Source organism: Bradyrhizobium genomosp. III (assembly GCF_000261705.1).
GTDB classification, from domain to species: Bacteria; Pseudomonadota; Alphaproteobacteria; order Rhizobiales; family Xanthobacteraceae; genus Bradyrhizobium; species Bradyrhizobium ottawaense.
In genome coordinates, this window is the sequence record NZ_AJQF01000140.1 from 18,724 (window position 1) to 37,722 (window position 18,999).

Here is an 18,999-nt window from a genome sequence, read left to right on the forward strand (position 1 = left end):
GGGGAGCTTTGATGCGAGCTGAAAGTAACGGAACGTCGCGGCGGATTCTCTGTGTGTTTCCGCGCTACACCTCGTCGTTCGGGACGTTCGAGCATTCCTATCCCCTGACCGATGGTGTCCGTGCCTTCATGCCGCCGCAGGGGCTGCTGCTGATCTCGGCCTATCTGCCGCAGGATTGGCAGGTCAAATTCGTCGACGAGAACCTGCGTCGCACGACCAGGGAGGAGTTCGAGTGGGCCGAGGTGGTCTTCGTCAGCGGCATGCACATCCAGCGCCAGCAGATGAACGACATCTGCCGCCGCGCTCATGAATTCGATCTGCCGGTCGCGCTCGGCGGTCCCTCCGTCAGCGCCTGTCCCGACTATTATCCGTCCTTCGACTATCTCCATGTCGGCGAGCTCGGCGATGCCACCAACCAGCTGATCGAGATCCTGTCGCGCGACACCACGCGTCCCGAGGCCCAGGTGGTGCTCACCACCAAGGACCGCGTGCCGATGACGGAGTTTCCGATCCCGGCCTACGAGCTTGCCGACGTGAAGAAATACATGCTCGGCAGCATCCAGTATTCCAGCGGCTGTCCCTATCAGTGCGAGTTCTGCGACATCCCCGGCCTCTACGGCCGCAATCCACGCCTCAAAGCGCCGGAGCAGATCATCGCCGAGCTCGACCGCCTGCGCGAATGCGGCATGACGGACACGGTCTATTTCGTCGACGACAATTTCATCGGCAACCGCAAGGCGGCGCTGGATCTGCTGCCGCATCTGATCGAATGGCAGAAGCGGACCGGCTACGTGGTGCGGCTCGCCTGCGAGGCGACGCTCAACATCGCCAAGCGGCCCGAGATCCTCGAGAAGATGCGCGAGGCATATTTCATCACCATCTTCTGCGGAATCGAGACGCCCGATCCCGACGCGCTGAAGGCGATGCAGAAGGACCACAACATGATGGTCCCGATCCTGGAGGGCGTGCGCACCATCAACTCCTACGGCATGGAGGTCGTCTCCGGCATCATCATGGGACTCGACACCGACAAGCCGAATACGTCTGAGGCGCTGCTCGGCTTCGTCGAGGAGTCCCGGATTCCGCTGCTCACGATCAACCTGCTTCAGGCGCTGCCGAAGACGCCGCTGTGGGACCGGCTGGAGCGCGAGGGGCGCCTGGTCGAAGACGACGGCCGCGATTCCAACGTCGACTTCCTGCTGCCCTATGACGAGGTCGTCGCGTCCTGGAAGCACGCGATGGCGGTCGCATATGCGCCCGAGAAGGTCTACGCGCGCTTTCAGTATCAATGCGACCACGTTTATGTTCACCGCCTCAAGGTGCCGACCCCGGACGAGATGAAGACCTGGGCCAACATCAGGCGTGGCCTCGTCATGCTGCGCAACATCTTCTGGAAGGTCGGCGTGCTCGGTGACTACAAGCGCGTGTTCTGGAAGTTCGCGCTGGGGCGCCTCAAGCGCGGCGATGTCGAAGGCCTGATCGGATGCACCCTGATCGCGCACCATCTCATCACCTTTGCGCGCGCGGCCTCCAGCGGCAGGCAGAACGCCTCGAATTACTCGATCCGGCTGCGCGAGGCCGCCGTTCCCGCCGAATGATGCGACATGTCTGATCCGGCCCTGCCGCGCCGTCCGACCCTCGATCTGCGGGCGTTCACGCCCGCGCGCGTGGCGCTCGGGCGCAGCGGCGCTAGCGTGCCGACCAAGGCGCTGCTCGATTTCACGCTCGATCATGCCCGCGCCCGCGATGCCGTGCATGCCGCCTTCGATGCAGCGCGTATGGTCGCCGATCTCGGCGCGCTGGGGCTTGCCGTCACCGAGGTGAGGAGCCAGGCGGTCGACCGCAGGGACTATCTGCGGCGGCCGGATCTGGGACGACGGCTCGACCCCGGCTCGGCCGAGGTCTTGGCGCGAGCGGCTTCGGCGCCGTGCCGGCTTGCGCTCGTGATCGGCGACGGCCTGTCCGCGGCGGCGGTCCACGCCCATGCGGTGGCCCTGGTGAGGCGCCTGCTGCCGCTGCTCGCGGAAGGGGACGACGTCGCGGTCGGCCATGTCGTCGTCGCGTCAGGCGCGCGCGTCGCGCTCGGCGACGAGATCGGCGCCATTCTCGGTGCGCGCATGGCCTTGATGCTGATCGGCGAGCGGCCGGGCCTGTCGGCGCCCGATAGCCTCGGCGCTTATCTGACCTTTGCGCCGAAGCCCGGCCGCACTGACGCCGAGCGAAATTGCGTGTCCAATATCCACCACGCCGGGTTGAGCTACGACGAGGCCGCCTTCAAGATCGCCTGGCTGGTCCGCGAGGGGCTGGCCCGGCAGGTCAGCGGCGTGGCGTTGAAGGACGAGAGCGCGGACCGCGCGCCGCGTCGAATTGGCACGGCATTGCCCGAATGACGGGCATCCCCGGTCCAGATCGCCACTTCTTGATCGATTCGGCCACACTTCGCCTGCTTGCGAAAAGACCGGTTCACCTGCTAAACCCCTCGCGGCGATTTTCCGCGCATTTTCAAAGGGCAAGCCTCCCATTGGTATGGCGTTTTCAAGCCGTTCGCGGGGCGCACTAAGCTCTCAGCCCGAGCCGATTTAGGAACTGGATAAGGCATGCTCGAAAAGCACAGCGAGAATGAGGTTCATGTCGACAAGGTCGAGCAGGGACCTACGTCCTCGATCGCCTTCGGGCTGGAGCGCATCGGGCTGATCGCCGTCCGGGCGCCGATCGTCTCCTGCATCGTCCTGCTCGTCCTGATCGTCGGAGCCGTGTTCGGCATCCACCGGATCAAGATCGACGATTCGCTGTCGCAGCTGTTTCGCTCCGACAGTCGCGAATTCCATCAATATGAAGAGGTCACGAAGAAGTTCCCGGCCGAGGAATTCGACGTCCTCGTCGTGGTCGAGGGCAAGAACCTGCTGGCCCGGAATAATCTGGAGAAGCTGCGCGACTTCGTCACCGACCTGCAACTGGTCGAAGGCACGCGCGGGCTGGTCTCGCTGTTCTCGGCGCGCCAGGCGCCGGCACCGGGCAAGCTGCCGGCGGCGCTGTTCCCGGCCGAACTGCCCGAGGGCGCCGACTACGACAAGTTCATCGAGACCGTCAAAAACAACGAGATCATCCGCGGCAAGCTGTTGTCGGAAGACGGCACGCTGGCGCTGATCGTGCTGTCGCTCGATCCGGAGGTGGTGGCGTCCAGCAAGCTGACCAAGACCGTGGGCGACATCCGCGCCCTGATGAAGGAGGATCTCAGCGACACCGGTCTCAACGTGCAGCTCTCGGGCGTGCCGGTCATGCAGCTTGAGATCCGCAATGCCGTCGAACGCGACGGGCTGACCTACAACATCCTCGGCATTCTCGCCGGCTGCATCATCGCCATCATCTTCTTCCGCAAGATCTCGTTCATGGTCGCCGCGGCGTTTCCGCCGATGATCGCGATCCTGTTGGCGCTCGGCGCGCTCGGCTGGGCCAATTTCAATCTCAACATGTTCCTGAACGTGATGACGCCGCTCATCATGGTCATCAGCTTCTCGGACTCGATGCAGCTCACCTTCGCCGCGCGCGACCGGCTGATCGCGGGCCAGGACAAGTTCACCGCGTTCAAGAACGCGGTGCTGGTGGTGGGCCCGGCCTGCGTGCTGACGCACGGCACCGCCGGCATTTCCTTCATCGCGCTGCAGTTCTCCAACTCGGACCTGATCCGCAAGTTCGGTGAGGCGGGCCTCGCCGCCACCATCATCGCGCTGGTCGCGGTGCTGTCGCTGGTGCCGGTGTTCGGCGTGCTGCTCGTGCGCAACGAGAAGACGTTCGCGGTCAAGTTCCAGAGCGCGGATGCCGGCGTCCAGGCGCTGCGTAATTTCTGCTATTGGATCGCGGTGCGGATGGTGGGCCGGCCCGGCCTGTTCAGCCTGATCGCAGTGCTGTTCGTCGGCGGCCTCGGCGTCATCTACGCCAATCTGGAGCCGCGCTACCGGCTTGCCGACCAGGTGCCGGACAAGCGTCAGGCGGTCGCTGCCAGCAACCGGCTCGACGCCAAGCTCACCGGCGCCAACCCGGTCAATGTGCTGATCCAGTTCCCCAAGGGTGAATCGCTCTATTCGCCGGAGACGCTGCAGACCATCGCGGACGTGCATGCGACCGTGGAGAAGGCGGCCGGTGTCGGCAATGTCTGGTCGGTCGAGACCCTGCGCCGCTGGCTTGCGGAAAAGGCCGGCAGCGCCGACGTCGCGACGCTGAAGGAATATGTCAGCGTCATTCCCGAGCATCTGGTGCGGCGCTTCATTGACGCCGAGCAGGACGCGGTTGTGGTCGCCGGCCGCGTGCCGGACAAGGATTCCAGCCAGCTCCTGCCGATCGTCGACAAGCTCGATGCCGAGCTCGACGCCGTCCGCAAGAAGCATCCGGGCTACGAGGTCGCGGTGACGGGCCTTGCCGCGATCGCGGCGCGCAACTCGGCCAGCATGATCGAGAAGCTGAACCGCGGGCTCACCGTCGAATTCGCGCTGGTCGCGATCTTCATCGGCCTCGCCTTCCGCTCCTGGGTGGTGATGTTCGCCTGCATCCTGCCGGGCATCTTCCCGGTGGTGATGTCGGGAACGGTGCTGTGGGCGATGGGCGAGGGCCTGCAATTCGCCAGCGTCGTCGCGCTTACGGTCTCGTTCGGTCTCGGCCTCAGCGCCACCATCCACTTCCTCAACCGCCTCCGGCTCGAGAGCAAGCCGGGCGTCGGCTCGGCGCTCGCGGTGGAGCGGGCGACCGTGCTGGTCGGCCCGGCGCTGATCCTGACCACGGTGGTGCTGGCCTGCGGCCTCGTCGTCACCGTGTTCTCCGACCTGCCGTCGCTGCGGCTGTTCGGCTGGCTCAGCGCCTTCTCGATGGTGATGGCCTTGGTCGCCGACCTCTTCATCCTGCGGCCGACGGCGATGTGGCTGATCAACCTGCACGCCAAGCTGCAGGGGACCGACAAGCCGGCGATCTGAGCGGCGAGGCAGCTAAGGCTGCCCTGCCTCACGCCTCGATCCGGACGATCCCGTACGGATTGAACTTGAAGTCGTCCTCGGCGTAGTCCTGCTCGTGCGAGAGCGTGAGCTTGCGCTCGCGCAGCGTCACCTCGATGCCGCGCTCGGCCATGGCGTTGGCGATCTCCTCCATCGCCATCACCGCGGACCATTCGTTGCCGCGCGATTTCGCGACATGGACCTCCGGCAGGCCGACGAGGTGATAGCCGACGGTCTCGTAATAGCTGTTACCGGCGAGCGGGCGCTTGGCGAAGGCAAGGCGGCAGGCCTTGGTGACGGCGGGGGTCATGCTGAGGCCCTGGCTGGTTATGGCGCCCTTGCGCGCCTGATCCATGAGACCTCGCCACCGCGCGATGCCGTGAGCGACGCCGGCGCTCTCGCCCTTCGCCGCGACGGCGCCCGCGTCGAGCATCTCGTCCACGATCTGCAGGGCCGCGGCCGAAAAGGCGGCCGTCTTCTGCTGAGCCATCGGCGGGCCCAGCACGTAGAGGACTGATTTGTGGTTGGCCACGGCCGCTTCGTCGGATGCGGACCATGCCTTCGGGAAGACGCGGTCCCAGCACACCCCGAACGACCGCTCCATGTGCGGATCGGGCTTTGCTTGCGAATGGGTGCGGTCGATCTCGAAGCCTAAATCGGCGATCGTCTCGGCCACCGCCTTCGGCGGTCGCAGCAGGCTTTCATTCTTTCCAAGGAAGCAGAGCACGTGACGCGGCTTCACGGACGAAGGCTGTATGTTCGCTCCCTGCTGATCATTGGCGAAGGCGTGAGTGGCGACGAAGAGCCCGGCGGCCTTGAGCAGATGTCTGCGTATCGGGTCCATCTCGGCAAGTCCGTTCCGGGTGAGTTCATGCCAGCAAAAAGCCCCCGGCTCGCGAGAACCGGGGGCTAATGATTCCATTCACGCTGAACGAAATCAGCCCTTCGTCATCGTGATGTTGACGCCGCGGATCTCGCCCTTTGAGCTGATCTGCACCGTCTGCTTGGTGCCGTTGGTGCGCAGCGACAGATTTGCGGCAAAGCCGTTGGCCTCGACGAACACGTCGATCTGGCCACCGCCGGCGGTGCCCTGGAGATTGCCGAAGATGTTGCGGCTGGACTCGCTCCAATTTCCGGAGATGCGCTCGCCCTGGCTCGTCACGTCGCTGGTGAGGTCGAACTTGTAGCTGTCGGAGGCGCAGTGCAGAGCCTGCTTCAAATTGAGGCCGCTGCCGGCGACCTTGTAGTCGGCCTTGCAGCGAATCCGCTCGGTGGAGCCGTCGGACAGCGACACCGTGCCGGTGCCGGTCCACGCGCCGTCGAAACCGGCAAACGGGCCGGACGACTGAGCGTGGCCTGCCGAAACCGAGAAGAGCAGCGCCGCCCCGATGCCGGCCGCTTTGATTGCCAGTCCAGATCGCCCAAAGAATTTCATCTCAAATATCCCGTTTTGGAACGACGCCCGCTTACGCGTGATAACGTCTCGCCACATCGAAAGTTTAGTGCTCCGAGCCAGTGTCAGGTTCAAAGCCCGGCCGCCAGAGATGGCGGTTCACGACGCCTCTCGCCAGACCTGGACCGGTCGATTTGCCCTGTTTCTGCGTGTTTCCGGCGGGAAAGGCGGGGTGGACAGATGCAGCTCTGCAACAGGTATGCAGTAAAACGCAGTGCTTCCGAATTATGACGTAGTATCAATCTCTTACATCTGCCAATGAAGGCGCAGGGAAGACCTGATTTGGTGGGCGTGGCGCCAATTTGGCCGCATTTGCCAGTGCTTGTGCCTTCTCTGAGGCCGCACCTGTCGCGGCGACTTGCCATCAGAACAATCCGTTCCGGTCCTCCGCCCTGTGCAGTCCGGGTCCGGTGCGATTCTGCCGTCAGAATGAAGGAATACAATGCGTAAGCTTCTCGTCGCTCTCACCCTGCTGTCGGCATCCCTTTCGACGGCGGCCTTTGCCCAGGCAGGGCGCGGCACGGACGCCGAGCAGAAGGCCTGCACGCGCGACGTGCAGAAGTTCTGCCGCCCGGTCATCGACCAGGGCGATTTCACCATCCTGGCCTGCCTCAAGGAGAACCGGGCCAAGATCTCGCAGGCCTGCGACCAGGTCCTGAAGACCCACAACCAGTAAGCTCGGCCACTGGCCCACAAAGGCGGCCTCCGGGCCGCCTTTTCGGGCCCGATCCGCGGAAGGGCAGCCATCGAGAGACAGGATTGGTTTTGCGGCCGTATTCCCCTATATGGGGGCCGCGGCGGATCGCCGGCATGAGCCCGCGCGAGCGAAGAAGCCCTTCCTGTCCAAACGATTGTAAACCAGCCCTCGATGACCTCTGCGAGCGAATTGCGATCCGGTAAAGGTGACCGCGACGAGAATTTTCCCGTCGCGTCCTGGATCATTCATCCGCGTCATCGCGCCCTGATTCTGGCGTATTACAATTTCGTCCGCACCGCCGACGACATTGCCGATCACGCGACCCTGCCGCCCGATCAGAAGCTCGCTTATCTCGACCTGCTCGAGGCGGAACTGCTCGGCAAGGGCGACACCCAGGCTGAGGCCGTCATTTTGCGCCGTGCACTGGCCGAGCGCGGCATGGCGCCGCGCCATGCGCTCGACGTGCTCATCGCGTTCCGCATGGACGTGACCAAGCTGCGCTACGAGAACTGGGACGAGGTCATCCACTATTGCCGTTACTCGGCGATGCCGGTCGGCCGCTTCATGCTCGATGTCCACGGCGAGAGCACCTCGACCTGGGCCGCATCGGATGCGCTCTGTGCAGGCTTGCAGATCAACAATCACCTGCAGGATTGCGGCAAGGATTTCCGCGAGCTCAACCGCGTCTATCTGCCGCGCGATGCGCTGGCAGCACACGGTGCTTCGGTCGAGCAGCTCGGGCTTTCGCAGTCGCCGCCGGCGATGCTGGCCTGCCTGCAGGCGCTGGCCGTGCGCAATGAAGCGCTGCTCGACGAGGGCAGGGCGCTCGCTGCGGAGATCCGGGATTTCCGCCTCGGCGTCGACGTCGCGGTGATCCAGGCCTATGCCGACCGTATCGTGCGCCTCTTGAAGGTGCGCGATCCCCTGCGCGAGCGGGTGCACCTGAACAAATTCGAACTGCTCATCTTCAGCCTTGCCGGAATGATCGGCGAGGCCGGCCGCCGCGCAATTGGACGCAAGGCCATTTCCAGACCGGGGACTGCACATGACGCTTGAGGCGACCTCGCCCGGCGCCAATTATGGCTCGACCGCATCCGGCAGCTCCTTCTACGCCGCGATGCGCATCCTGCCGCATGACCAGCGCGAAGCGATGTTCCAGATCTACAGCTTCTGCCGCCAGGTCGACGACATCGCCGATTCCGACGGACCGCGCACAGAGCGGCTCGCCGCGCTTCAGGAATGGCGCAACGACATCGACGCGCTCTATCAGGGCAATCCGCCGCCGCGGCTGAAGGACTACGTCGGCTCGGTGAAGACCTTCGGCCTCAAGCGCGAGGATTTCCTCGCCATCGTCGACGGCATGGAGATGGACGTCCCGCAGGACATCCGCGCGCCCGACATGGCGACGCTGGATCTGTATTGCGATCGCGTCGCCAGCGCGGTGGGGCGGCTGTCGGTGCGGGTGTTCGGCCTGCCCGAGGAAGACGGCATCCAGCTCGCCTATCATCTGGGCCGCGCGCTTCAGCTCACCAATATCCTGCGCGACATCGACGAGGACGCTGGCCTCGGCCGGCTCTATCTGCCGCGCGAGGCGCTGCTGCATGCCGGCATCACCTCCGACGATCCGAACCGCGTGATCGCCGAGCGCGCGCTGCCGAAGGTCTGCCTGCCGCTGACGCAGCGTGCGAAGGCGCATTTCGAGAAGTCGGACGAGATCATGAACCGCAACAAGCGCCGCACGGTGCGCGCGCCGCGGATCATGTCGAAATACTATCATTCCATTCTGGATCTCCTGATTGCGCGCGGCTTCAACGCGCCGCGCCAGCCGGTGCGTGTGTCGAAGGTCACACGTATCCTGATCCTGCTTCGCTACGCTTTCATCTGATGCAAAAGACAGCTCATATCATCGGTGCCGGAATTTCCGGCCTCTCCGCCGCCGTGCGGATCGCCAATGCCGGCTTCAAGGTCGCTGTGCACGAGGCGACGCAGCAGGCCGGCGGCCGTTGCCGTTCCTATTTCGACGGCGCCACCAATCTCACCATCGACAACGGCAATCATCTGCTGCTGTCGGGCAACAGCCATGCGCGCGCCTATGCGCGTTCGATCGGCAGCGAGGCCGGCCTCGTCGGCCCTGACAGTGCGCAGTTTCCCTTCGTCGACATCAAGACCGGGCAGCGCTGGCAGATCGATCTCGGCACCGGCCGGCTGCCGACCTGGGTGCTCGACGAAGGCCGCCGCGTGCCCGACACCGGCCTCACCGATTATCTGAAGCTGGCGCCGCTGATCTGGGCGTCGGAAGACACATTGGTCGGCAAATCGATTCCTTGCGAAGGCGTGCTCTATCAGCGTCTGGTGCAGCCGCTGCTGCTCGCGGCGCTCAACGTCGATCCGCCCGAGGGCTCGGCCGGGCTTGCCGGCGCCATCGTGCGCGAGACGCTGCTTGCCGGCGGACAGGCCTGCCGTCCCCTCATTGCGCGCGACGGCCTCAGCGCCGTTCTGATCGAGCCGGCCGTGAAGTTCCTGCAGGACCGTGGCCATACCGTTCAACTCGGCCATGAGCTGCGGTCCTTCACGAGCACTGACGGCAAGGCCAGTGCGCTGAATTTCGGCGGCGAGGATGTCGTTCAGATCGGGGAGGGCGATGTCGTCGTGATGGCGGTTCCGCCGCGTGCTGCTGCGAACCTGCTGCCGGGCGTGAAGACGCCGACCGAATACCGCGCCATCGTGAATGCGCATTTCCGGATCACACCGCCGCCGGCTTCGGCGCCGATCCTCGGCGTGATCGGCGGCGTCGTGGAGTGGCTGTTCGCATTCCCGAACCGGTTGTCCGTCACCATCAGCAACAGCGACCGTCTGGTCGACATGCCGCGTGAGGAACTCGCGCAGACGATCTGGAACGACGTCTGCAAGGCCGGCGGCGTGTCCGGCGAGCTGCCCCCTTGGCAGATCGTGCGCGAGCGCCGTGCCACATTTGCGGCGACGCCGGCGCAGAATGCCCTGCGTCCGGGGCCGGTCACTGCGCTGAAAAACCTGTTCCTTGCGGGTGATTGGACTGCTACGGGATTGCCTGCAACCATCGAGGGATCGGTCCGGTCCGGTGATCGCGCCGCCGATCTGGTTCTCGCCGCAAAGCGGCCCTGACGGGCAGACGTCCCGGCCAATTTCAATCGACTATCGGAGCAATCGAGCGAGATGGATTCCGTGAACGCGACCAGCCGCGAAGCCCTTCAATTGGGGATCTTGCAATCGGGCATCCTGGAATCGAGCATTGCATCGGCGACGCAGGGCGTCCTCGACTTCCAGCAGGCGGACGGCCATTGGGTGTTCGAGCTCGAGGCCGACTGCACGATTCCGGCCGAATACGTCCTGTTGCGCCACTATCTCGCCGAGCCGGTCGATGCCGTGCTCGAAGCCAAGATCGCCAATTACCTGCGCCGCATTCAGGGCGCCCATGGCGGCTGGCCGCTGGTGCATGACGGCGAGTTCGACATGAGCGCCAGCGTGAAGGCCTATTTCGCGCTGAAGATGATCGGCGATTCCGTCGACGCCCCGCACATGGTGCGCGCGCGCGAGGCGATCCACGCGCGCGGCGGCGCCGTCAACAGCAACGTCTTCACGCGCTTCCTGCTTGCGATGTACGGCGTGGTGAGTTGGCGCGCGGTGCCGGTGCTGCCGATCGAGATCGTGCTGCTGCCGTTCTGGTCGCCGTTCCACCTCAACAAGATCTCATACTGGGCGCGCACCACCATGGTGCCGTTGATGGTGCTCGCAGCGCTGAAGCCGCGCGCGAAGAACCCGAAGGGCGTCGGCATCGACGAGCTGTTCCTGCAGGATCCCCGCTCGATCGGCATGACGGCGAAGGCGCCGCACCAGAGCATGGCCTGGTTTCTGCTGTTTCGGTCGCTCGACGCGATTCTGCGCGTGATCGAGCCGATGTTCCCGAAGGCCTTGCGCAAGCGCGCCATCGATGCGGCGCTCGCCTTCACCGAGGAGCGGCTCAACGGCGAGGACGGCATGGGCGCGATCTACCCGCCCATGGCCAACATCGTCATGATGTACGACGCGCTCGGCAAGGACGAGAACTTCCCGCCGCGCGCGATCACGCGCCGGGGCATCGACAAGCTGCTCGTGATCAAAGACGACGAGGCCTATTGCCAGCCCTGCGTCTCGCCGGTGTGGGACACGACGCTGACGGCGCATGCGCTGCTGGAAGCTGGCGGCGACAAGGCGGTGCCGGCGGCCAAGCAGGGCCTCGACTGGCTGATCCCGAAGCAGGAGCTCGAGGTGAAGGGCGACTGGGCCGTGAAGCGGCCCGACGTGCGTCCGGGCGGCTGGGCCTTCCAGTACAACAACGCGCATTACCCCGATCTCGACGACACCGCCGTGGTGGTGATGTCGATGGACCGCATGCGCCGGGAGCACGGTGCGCCCGGCTACGACGTCGCGATCGACCGGGGACGGGAGTGGATCGAGGGGATGCAGAGCGACGATGGCGGCTGGGCCGCCTTCGACGTCAACAATCTCGAATACTATCTCAACAACATCCCGTTCTCGGACCACGGCGCGCTGCTCGACCCGCCGACCGAGGACGTCACGGCGCGCTGCATCTCGATGCTGGCCCAGCTCGGCGAGACCGAGAAGACCAGCAAGCACGTGGCTGACGGGGTCGCCTATTTGCGGAAGACCCAGCACCCCGAGGGCTCCTGGTACGGCCGCTGGGGCATGAACTTCATCTATGGAACCTGGTCGGTGCTCTGCGCCCTCAACATGGCCGGGGTCGACCGCAAGGACCCCATGATTCGGAAGGCCGCCGGCTGGCTGGCCTCGATCCAGAACGAGGACGGCGGCTGGGGCGAGGACGCCGTCAGCTACCGGCTGGACTACCGGGGATGGGAGGCCGCCCCCTCGACCGCCTCGCAAACGGCATGGGCCTTGCTTGCCCTGATGGCGGCAGGCGAGGTTGATCACCCGGCCGTCGCCCGCGGGGTGGAGTACCTGATTGCAACACAGAACAAAAAAGGACTGTGGGACGAGCAGCGGTACACCGCCACAGGCTTCCCCCGCGTGTTCTATCTGCGGTATCATGGTTACCCAAAGTTCTTTCCGTTGTGGGCACTGGCGCGGTATCGGAACTTGCGGAACACCAACAGCAGGGTGGTAGGGGTCGGAATGTGACTTTGGGGACGGGGGACTATTTTACCGTGGGTAATGCCATCGACCCGCGGCCGATACTGATCGTGACCGGACTGGTTCAGGAGGCCCGCATCGCAGCCGGGCCGGGAATGGCCGTTATTTGTTCATCCAGCAGCCCGACCCAGTTGCGGGCGCTGCTGACGGTGGTGGATCCAGAGACGATTCGCGGCGTGATCTCGTTCGGCGTGGCCGGCGGGCTCGACCCGAGCCTGCGCTCCGGCGACGTCGTGCTGGCGACCGAGGTGCTCGACGGCGATACCCGTTGGGCCGCAGGGCTCTCGCTCGGCGACGATTTGATCGACCGCCTGACCTCGGGCCGCCGCCGCGTGGTGCGTGGCAGCCTCGCCGGTGCCGAGGAAGTGGTCACCAAGCGCGCCTGCAAGGCGGCGCTGCATTCGGAGACCGGGGCTTCTGCCGTCGACATGGAAAGCCACATCGCGGCCGCCTACGCCACTGAAGCCGGGCTGCCCTTTGCCGCGGTTCGCGTCATCAGCGACCCCGCCCACCGCGCGCTGCCGGCGCTCGCCCGCGCCGCGATCAAGCCGAACGGCCAGATCGACCTCGCCGCCGTGCTGCGCGGCATCGTGCGCAATCCCGCGACCCTGCATGCCCTGGTCTCGACCGGCATCGACTTCAACCGCGCGCTGCGGAGCCTGCGGGGCTGCCGGGATTATCTGATCGGCACGGAGCTGATCGAGAGCGAGGTAATGGTGTCGAAGGCGGCCTGAGCGGGGGCTTCGAGCCGAGAATAATGAAAAGGCCCGGTCGCCCGACCGGGCTTTTCTTTTTTGAACCACGAGATCGTCGTCACAGGCGGAGGATCTACTCGATGCGGCCTCCGCACGCGACCTGACAGCTTGAACGTGGGCCCGTCTGCGATTATCTTACATTTGTCTTACATCGGAAAGGTCGGGCAATGGCCGCCAGGGACAAGCTCACGACGATCGTTTCCACCAAAGGCCAGGTCATTCTTCCCAGCTCCGTCCGCCGACGGCGGGAGTGGAAGGCGGGAACGCGGCTTACCGTCGAGGAGACTTCGGAGGGCGTCCTGCTGAAGCCGGCGCCGGCCTTTGATGCGACGCGACCGGAACAGGTGTTCGGGGTCCTGGCTTACCGCGGCAAGCCGAAGACGCTCGAAGAAATGGACGAAAGCGTCCTTGCTGAAGCCAGGCGGCGGCATGATCGCGATTGATACCAACCTGATCGTCCGCTACCTGACCGGAGATCACGCCACCCAATCCGCACGTGCCCGCGCCCTGATCGACGGCGAACGGGTCTTCGTCGCAGCCACGGTGCTGCTCGAAGTCGAGTGGGTGCTGCGAAGCGCGTACGGCTATCAGGCCGCGGACATCGTGCGTGCGCTTCGAGCCTTCGCAGGACTTCCGACCGTGACCGTCGAGGACGGCGCGACGGTCGCGGCGGCACTGGACCTTGCCGAGAGAGCAATGGATTTCGCCGATGCGCTGCATCTGACGAGATCCGGACATTGCGACGCCTTCGTCACGTTCGATCGCAAGCTCGTCAAGGCGGCGAAAGCGGCGGGGCATGCAGGGGTTCGTGAAGCACTGTAGTTGCGGCCATCGTCCGACTGATCGCTCGCGCAATCAAACAATTACGGTGACAGTGCACCAAATTGACGCCGTCCGCTTTGCGCGGCAAGGACGACGGCGTCACAGCGCTTGCGCCGATCCGCGATCGTTTTCCGGAGTTCGCCGATTTGCTGGCAACCGAACCGGAAGCCGATCTGTTCGGCGCCTGCGTTCAGCGAGAGCATCGGCCGACCGCTTGGAGATAACCGCTTCCTCGCCCGCATCGAGCTCCAGACGGGGCGCGTCCTGAAACCAGCCAAGCGCGGGCCAAAGCCGTCTGTGGAGGAAGACGAATATATTTAGTGCACTGTCACCGTAATTGCGGTCGCCATCCGCAATCGGGCTTTTCTTTTTGATCCACATGGCGACTGGTCCGCCGCGAGGGTGAGTTCGCGGGATGGCCTTTACTAAAACCATCGCGCTGATGTCCGGCCGGGGCCACGCGAGACGTCGGCCAAAACACCGAAATACTGTCTCTACTTCCACGCGAAAATATTCCACTTTCCGAATTTCGGATTTATGGCATCAAGCGGTTATCCGTGTCTTGCCAGAGGGCGCTTCGCGGTCGTCACGATGCGGGCCGGAGTGCGGTGGACGCGGCAGCGCCGGCGCGAGAGGCGATGACTGGACTGTGTTTTGCTCGACGTGTCAACGAACGAACCGTCTCGACGCGCGTAGCCGATCAGGAGAGCCGGCCCATGACATCCAATGTAACACCAAGAATGAGAGACCTGCCGGCCCAACGTTGCGCATCGACACGCAGCGCGAGACTGAAGACGCAATCATCGAAGATGCCAGCGAAACGGAAGGCAGGAATCGAGATCTCGTTCGCGCCGATGCACTATCGACCTTCCTGTAAAGCCCAGCGGTCTCATCGAAGGATGGCTAGGCTCCTTGCATTCCTTGCGCTGCAGAGAATAGCCAAGGAGCGAGCGGTGCGGTCGGGGCGGGGCGCAACGATATAGTACGTCGTGCGATCAGATAGGAGCAAACAAAAAACATTACAGCGAGCCCCTCGAAAATAAGAACGACGGATGGCGGCGCTCCGCTAAAGTAAACTGCAACTCCAGCAAAGAAGTAGTAGAAAAAAGCGATTAGGCAAGCGCCCATCGCAAACCAGACGAATTTGGACGGAGCCATAACATGCGGGGTTCTAAATAGACGATAAAGCAACAGCCCGCACGCCGTGATTCCCAATGGAATGATCGACGCACCTATTGTTGTCAGTACGAGGTCGCTGGCCATCAGCTTAGCCACCTCAGTCACAGCGCCAGGATTCCAAATCAAATCGATGATGGCGGGGTTAACTCTGGTACCAAGACAGCACCCCAGTGCAATTGCTAACCAAATAGCAAAAACATGAAAGAGGGCGCTTCGTGTTCGTATGTTTCCGAGTGAAATTACGCCAGCACAACGGAACATCACAGACCCTAGCGCAATAGCTATTGGAAACATGATCAAGCTTAGCACAATAGAAAGCGCCAGCATTTTAGGAGAGGAATAGACCAGCTGCGACATTTCAAGGAAGTTCGATGGAGGGGAGGCGTCGATAAGAGCAGCGGAAACGAAGCCTTCGAGACGAAGCGTCCGGATCTCGGCTAGAGTCAAGCCAATCACATAGCCCAAGAAGAACACTCCCCAAAGACTTGGCGCAATAATGGTCACTGGAGCTTCCACGGCCGCGCGCCGGGAAACTATGCTGGGGTGAGCAGCAAACAATCTTGACGACAAGGAGTGGACTCTTTTCTCGCGTCCCAGCGCTTCCAGCATTGATGGCGCACCAATAGTCGCCGCTGACGTGCTATCAGCATAAAGTTTGCGAACACGCAAAAAACTCCGGTGCTCGGCAAATAGGAGGATAGCCCAGACGCAGGATTTCAGAGTTGCAATAGCTAAAAGTAATAAGTTGGCTTTGAGCGGTGGAATCTGAGCAGCGATGAATGCCCCGAAAGGTTGGCCTGCGGCTTTCCAAGTAAGCCAACTTTGATAATTCATGGCGACGTTCATAAAAAAATATTGCGCGACCGTGGCAATCAGCAGAACAGAAGATGCGACCACTAAAGCTTGCGCGAAGAAAGTTATTGCAAGGTCGCCGTTTCTGATGTGACCAATTTCGTGTGTTATACGGGCATCAAATGCGTCAGGCTGTTTGATCCGCAAAAGGAGCAGCCCGCGTCCAAGTAAGAGATATTTCTTCCAAGGCAATCCAAACGCGAGAGCATCGTGGTTTCGAATATCGCGATCCATCAGCAACACGGGTGTCGCAACGCCCAATCCCTGACATAATTCTTGAATCTTAAGTGTGACCGGATCATTTGCGTCTAACTCGCGCGCAGGCCCGAAGGAGTTTCTCCGCTTCACGGGGTGGAGGAGATATAAAAGGGTCGCTGATAGAAATAGAACGATCGTAGCAAAGCTCCCGCCTTCCATGGTGCTGAACGATGGCGCCTGAGACGTGAAGGGAGGAGAACTTCGCAGCACCCACGATTCTCCGCTCGTAAACGCTAAAAGTGCAGCAAGCGAGATGAGCAGGGCAAATCGAGCTCTGGTGGCACTGGGCAGTTGGGCAGGATTCAGCCGCGCGACCGAAGTCATTGCTGCCCGAATGATCTTGTAAGCGTTTGAACAATTCGGATCGATTGAGCTTCATCCAATCCCTGTTCCACCGAAATCCTTTTGGCAGCGTCCAGCAGGGCGTTCAGGGCATTGGGCTTAAGCGCGAATGGAGGAGGGCTCGAGAGCCTGCTTTCGATCCACAGCCTGAGCTTTTTGCCGAAGCTCTCTCGGAATTGTTTCGCAGCGTCGTCTGCTAAGCCTCTCAAGACGGGCTCTGCGGCCTTCCAAACAGCTTGCAGTGCGACTTTGCCAATTTCGTAAAGTGCTACTGCAACAACGCCACCTTCCGCTGATACACCAAACGCTAGCGTTCGATCTCTGCGCGCTGATTTTGGACGCTGATGAGCATCAATAAGCTCATCAAAGAAAGGTGTTTCAAGAGGGGCTATTTCGCCTGTCAGATTTCTACCAAAATCGCGGGCAAGATTTTCATATTCGAATTCCTGCAAAAGAATCCTCCCCCTAAAAGGCCACAACTTAAAGGAAAATCTGGCGCCTACGCAACCCCGCTTGGTGCGACTTACTAGCGCTACCTGAGGAGGCTGCCGATACTCAGGGTTTTTCGCGCCCTATCGATTGCACAGCTGGCTCTCCAGTTCCCTCCGATTATGATTCTCCTGACCCTCCTTAAGTTTGGCCGAGCGATAGGGCTTTTTCGTCTGCTGACGGAGATCGAATATCGCGTCAAGTCCGCGGAGGGTAAACGTTTGGCATCCCTTCTTTGGTGGATGTATGCGATCGTTGATCGGCTTGCGCTGCAGCGCTGAATTGGCGACGTTTTCCAACCCGCGGTAATTACGAATTGCGGTGACGGTGCATTAATTGACGCCGACGGCTGCCGCGGCTTGGCTCGTCTTGCCCGTGACGTCACTCCCGGCCATCTCATGTCACCCAGCGTGGCAACAGTCGCCATCGCACGTTCTTCGAGGGCGGCTACTATGCGCTCTATCGCGATCTGCTGGGACGGCGAACTGTACCTCATCCTGGTGCCGTCCGACGTCGACGGGCTCCGCCGTGCGCTCGCGCGCCTCCACAGCAGCCATGCCGTGATCACCTAAGCGCGAACGTAGGGTCGGTTCAGCGCCGCCGCCATGGACGAGGAGTATCTCAATTACGGTGACGGCCGGCAAATGCAATGCCGGGCTACGGTTCTACTCTGCATGGGGTTGTTTTTTGATCTTTGCAGACGCCGGACGATCGAGGGAGAGGGCAGATGTCAAAATGACCCGTCGGGCAAAACAGGCGAACACCCGTCAATCCCTTCCGGCAAAAATATTCCACTTTCCCGAATTTCTGATTTGTGGCATAGAGCGGTTATCCCGGCCCTCCCATAGGGGCGCTTCGCGATCGTCACGAGATGCGGGCCGGGGTGCGGTGGACGCGGCAGCGCCGGCGCGAGAGGCGATGACAGGGCGGGCGACCGTGAGTCATGCGCAACGCGGGACGAACGGCGTGGTCACAGCGGTTTTGGTCGTCGTCGGGGGCGAGCACACGCTAGCTCCCGGCGATCAGGTCAAACCGTCCGCGGACGGAGAAGTCGTGTGGTCCTGACGCCCGGGGTTCTGGCGTCAAGGCTTGCGGTGATGTGGCGGCCAACCGGTGCGCACATCGATCAGCTGCAAGGTGACGGGGGCAATAGTGCAACGCTCCCCGGGGAGAGCACGAAGCACACCGTTAAAACCATCCGCGCAGGGAAGGCCGGGCGACCGGCAACACCTGTAGTCCACCCCGTGTGCGTTTTCCATGCACGCGGACCGCGGGTGCCGCCGGCGCCCGGCCTTCCCTGCGCCCTCTGGTCCAGTTGAGGGCGGCGACGATCAGCAAAACTCGGGCGAAAGAAGCCGCGGGAATGCGAAGGTGTGTCTGCGATGGAGAGCGCGAACGGCAAGAGCAAGCTGCTGCCGCACACTCCGTCATTGCGAGCGCAGCGAAGCAATCCAGGCTGTCTCCGCGGAAAGATTCTGGATTGCTTCGCTGCGCTCGCAATGACGGCGAGGGAGAATGACTCGATCTCCTCTCGTGCCCCGGACGCAGCGCAGCGTCCCTTCGACGATGCGCTGCAGAGCCGGGGCCCATGCATCGACACGGCACGCGGCTGCTGGGTCCCGGCTCTGCGCAGCAGCGCAAAGAGCGCTGCAGTGCGTCCGGGACACGGACCGCCGGCACAACGACCCACAAAAGAGAAGGCCCGGTCGCGATCGCGGCCGGGCCTTCGTGGTGAGAGTTGATTGTCCCGCTTACGCCGCGGTCGAAGCCTTCTGCGCCGCCTTGGCCTGTGCAGCGTCGGCCTCGTCCTTGCGGATCTCCGACAGGCGCTTCTGCACTTCCGCCGAGAAGATGTACTGCGCCGGGCGCTGCTTGCTCATGTCGATCTCCGGCGCCATCGGACCGGAGGTCCTGATGCCGCGCAGCGACACCCACATCGCCTTCAGCGGGTTGTTGAGGGCTGCGGTGGCCGCCGTCGGCTCC

At 62.9% G+C, this 18,999-nt stretch carries 16 protein-coding genes and 1 pseudogene; 11 read left to right on the forward strand and 6 right to left on the reverse strand.

The genetic code is table 11. The annotated features are described in order from the left end of the window. Window positions 1-11 precede the first annotated feature (11 nt). From IC66_RS0111980 to IC66_RS0111990, 3 genes are all read left to right on the forward strand, one after another. Window positions 12-1,598 carry a B12-binding domain-containing radical SAM protein gene (locus tag IC66_RS0111980; RefSeq protein WP_038947786.1) on the forward strand — a complete coding sequence of 529 codons (1,587 nt, stop codon included), beginning with the start codon at window positions 12-14 and terminating at the stop codon, window positions 1,596-1,598. Window positions 1,599-1,604: 6 nt separating this feature from the next. After that, on the forward strand, window positions 1,605-2,390 hold the full coding sequence (gene eutC, locus IC66_RS0111985) for an ethanolamine ammonia-lyase subunit EutC (protein WP_028143223.1): 786 nt from the start codon (window positions 1,605-1,607) through the stop codon (window positions 2,388-2,390). Between the two features lie 207 nt (window positions 2,391-2,597). Further along, window positions 2,598-4,964, forward strand: coding sequence for an efflux RND transporter permease subunit (locus tag IC66_RS0111990; RefSeq protein WP_028143222.1), 2,367 nt, complete (start codon window positions 2,598-2,600; stop codon window positions 4,962-4,964). A 28-nt stretch (window positions 4,965-4,992) separates the two neighbouring features. Here the strand turns inward: IC66_RS0111990 and IC66_RS0111995 are convergent, their stop codons facing one another. Both IC66_RS0111995 and IC66_RS0112000 read right to left on the reverse strand, forming a co-directional pair. Further along, window positions 4,993-5,826, reverse strand: coding sequence for a hypothetical protein (locus IC66_RS0111995; RefSeq protein WP_038947787.1), 834 nt, complete (start codon window positions 5,824-5,826; stop codon window positions 4,993-4,995). A 93-nt stretch (window positions 5,827-5,919) separates the two neighbouring features. Next, window positions 5,920-6,417: a hypothetical protein gene (locus IC66_RS0112000; protein WP_028143220.1), complete on the reverse strand. Its 498-nt coding sequence runs from the start codon at window positions 6,415-6,417 to the stop codon at window positions 5,920-5,922. A gap of 460 nt (window positions 6,418-6,877) precedes the next feature. Between IC66_RS0112000 and IC66_RS46175 the strand changes: the two genes are divergently transcribed. From IC66_RS46175 to IC66_RS0112040, 8 genes are all read left to right on the forward strand, one after another. Beyond that, the gene (locus IC66_RS46175) at window positions 6,878-7,111 is read left to right on the forward strand and encodes a hypothetical protein (protein WP_028143219.1); all 234 of its coding nucleotides are present in this window, start codon (window positions 6,878-6,880) and stop codon (window positions 7,109-7,111) included. A gap of 192 nt (window positions 7,112-7,303) precedes the next feature. Then, entirely contained in the window at window positions 7,304-8,188 is an 885-nt protein-coding gene (gene hpnC, locus IC66_RS0112010; protein ID WP_028143218.1) for a squalene synthase HpnC, read from the forward strand. Then, window positions 8,178-9,017 carry a presqualene diphosphate synthase HpnD gene (gene hpnD / locus IC66_RS0112015; protein WP_028143217.1) on the forward strand — a complete coding sequence of 280 codons (840 nt, stop codon included), beginning with the start codon at window positions 8,178-8,180 and terminating at the stop codon, window positions 9,015-9,017. The genes hpnC and hpnD overlap by 11 nt, the downstream gene beginning before the upstream one ends. After that, window positions 9,017-10,273 (forward strand): hydroxysqualene dehydroxylase HpnE, encoded by a 1,257-nt coding sequence (hpnE, locus tag IC66_RS0112020; RefSeq protein ID WP_038947788.1) that lies wholly within the window; start codon window positions 9,017-9,019, stop codon window positions 10,271-10,273. Before hpnD ends, hpnE begins: the two co-directional genes overlap by 1 nt. Window positions 10,274-10,324: 51 nt before the next feature. Next, window positions 10,325-12,307, forward strand: a complete 1,983-nt coding sequence (gene shc, locus IC66_RS0112025) for a squalene--hopene cyclase (protein WP_038947789.1) — start codon at window positions 10,325-10,327, stop codon at window positions 12,305-12,307. After that, window positions 12,304-13,053 carry a phosphorylase gene (locus tag IC66_RS0112030; protein ID WP_028143214.1) on the forward strand — a complete coding sequence of 250 codons (750 nt, stop codon included), beginning with the start codon at window positions 12,304-12,306 and terminating at the stop codon, window positions 13,051-13,053. The genes shc and IC66_RS0112030 overlap by 4 nt, the downstream gene beginning before the upstream one ends. Before the next feature lie 188 nt (window positions 13,054-13,241). After that, on the forward strand, window positions 13,242-13,517 hold the full coding sequence (locus IC66_RS0112035; protein ID WP_028143213.1) for an AbrB/MazE/SpoVT family DNA-binding domain-containing protein: 276 nt from the start codon (window positions 13,242-13,244) through the stop codon (window positions 13,515-13,517). Beyond that, window positions 13,504-13,896, forward strand: a complete 393-nt coding sequence (locus IC66_RS0112040; protein ID WP_028143212.1) for a type II toxin-antitoxin system VapC family toxin — start codon at window positions 13,504-13,506, stop codon at window positions 13,894-13,896. The genes IC66_RS0112035 and IC66_RS0112040 overlap by 14 nt, the downstream gene beginning before the upstream one ends. Before the next feature lie 99 nt (window positions 13,897-13,995). On the opposite strand, the gene IC66_RS46180 is transcribed toward IC66_RS0112040, so the two are convergent. The 4 genes and pseudogenes from IC66_RS46180 to IC66_RS0112070 all read right to left on the reverse strand — a co-directional run. Continuing rightward, window positions 13,996-14,277 (reverse strand): hypothetical protein, encoded by a 282-nt coding sequence (locus IC66_RS46180; RefSeq protein WP_157158045.1) that lies wholly within the window; start codon window positions 14,275-14,277, stop codon window positions 13,996-13,998. A gap of 522 nt (window positions 14,278-14,799) precedes the next feature. Further along, window positions 14,800-16,395, reverse strand: coding sequence for a M48 family metalloprotease (locus tag IC66_RS0112055; protein WP_157158046.1), 1,596 nt, complete (start codon window positions 16,393-16,395; stop codon window positions 14,800-14,802). Between the two features lie 110 nt (window positions 16,396-16,505). Beyond that, complete coding sequence (locus IC66_RS46185) at window positions 16,506-16,979, reverse strand: hypothetical protein (protein ID WP_157158047.1); 474 nt, start codon at window positions 16,977-16,979, stop codon at window positions 16,506-16,508. 1,788 nt (window positions 16,980-18,767) lie between these two features. Then, window positions 18,768-18,999, reverse strand: a pseudogene (locus IC66_RS0112070) (adenosyl-hopene transferase HpnH); the annotation flags it as partial.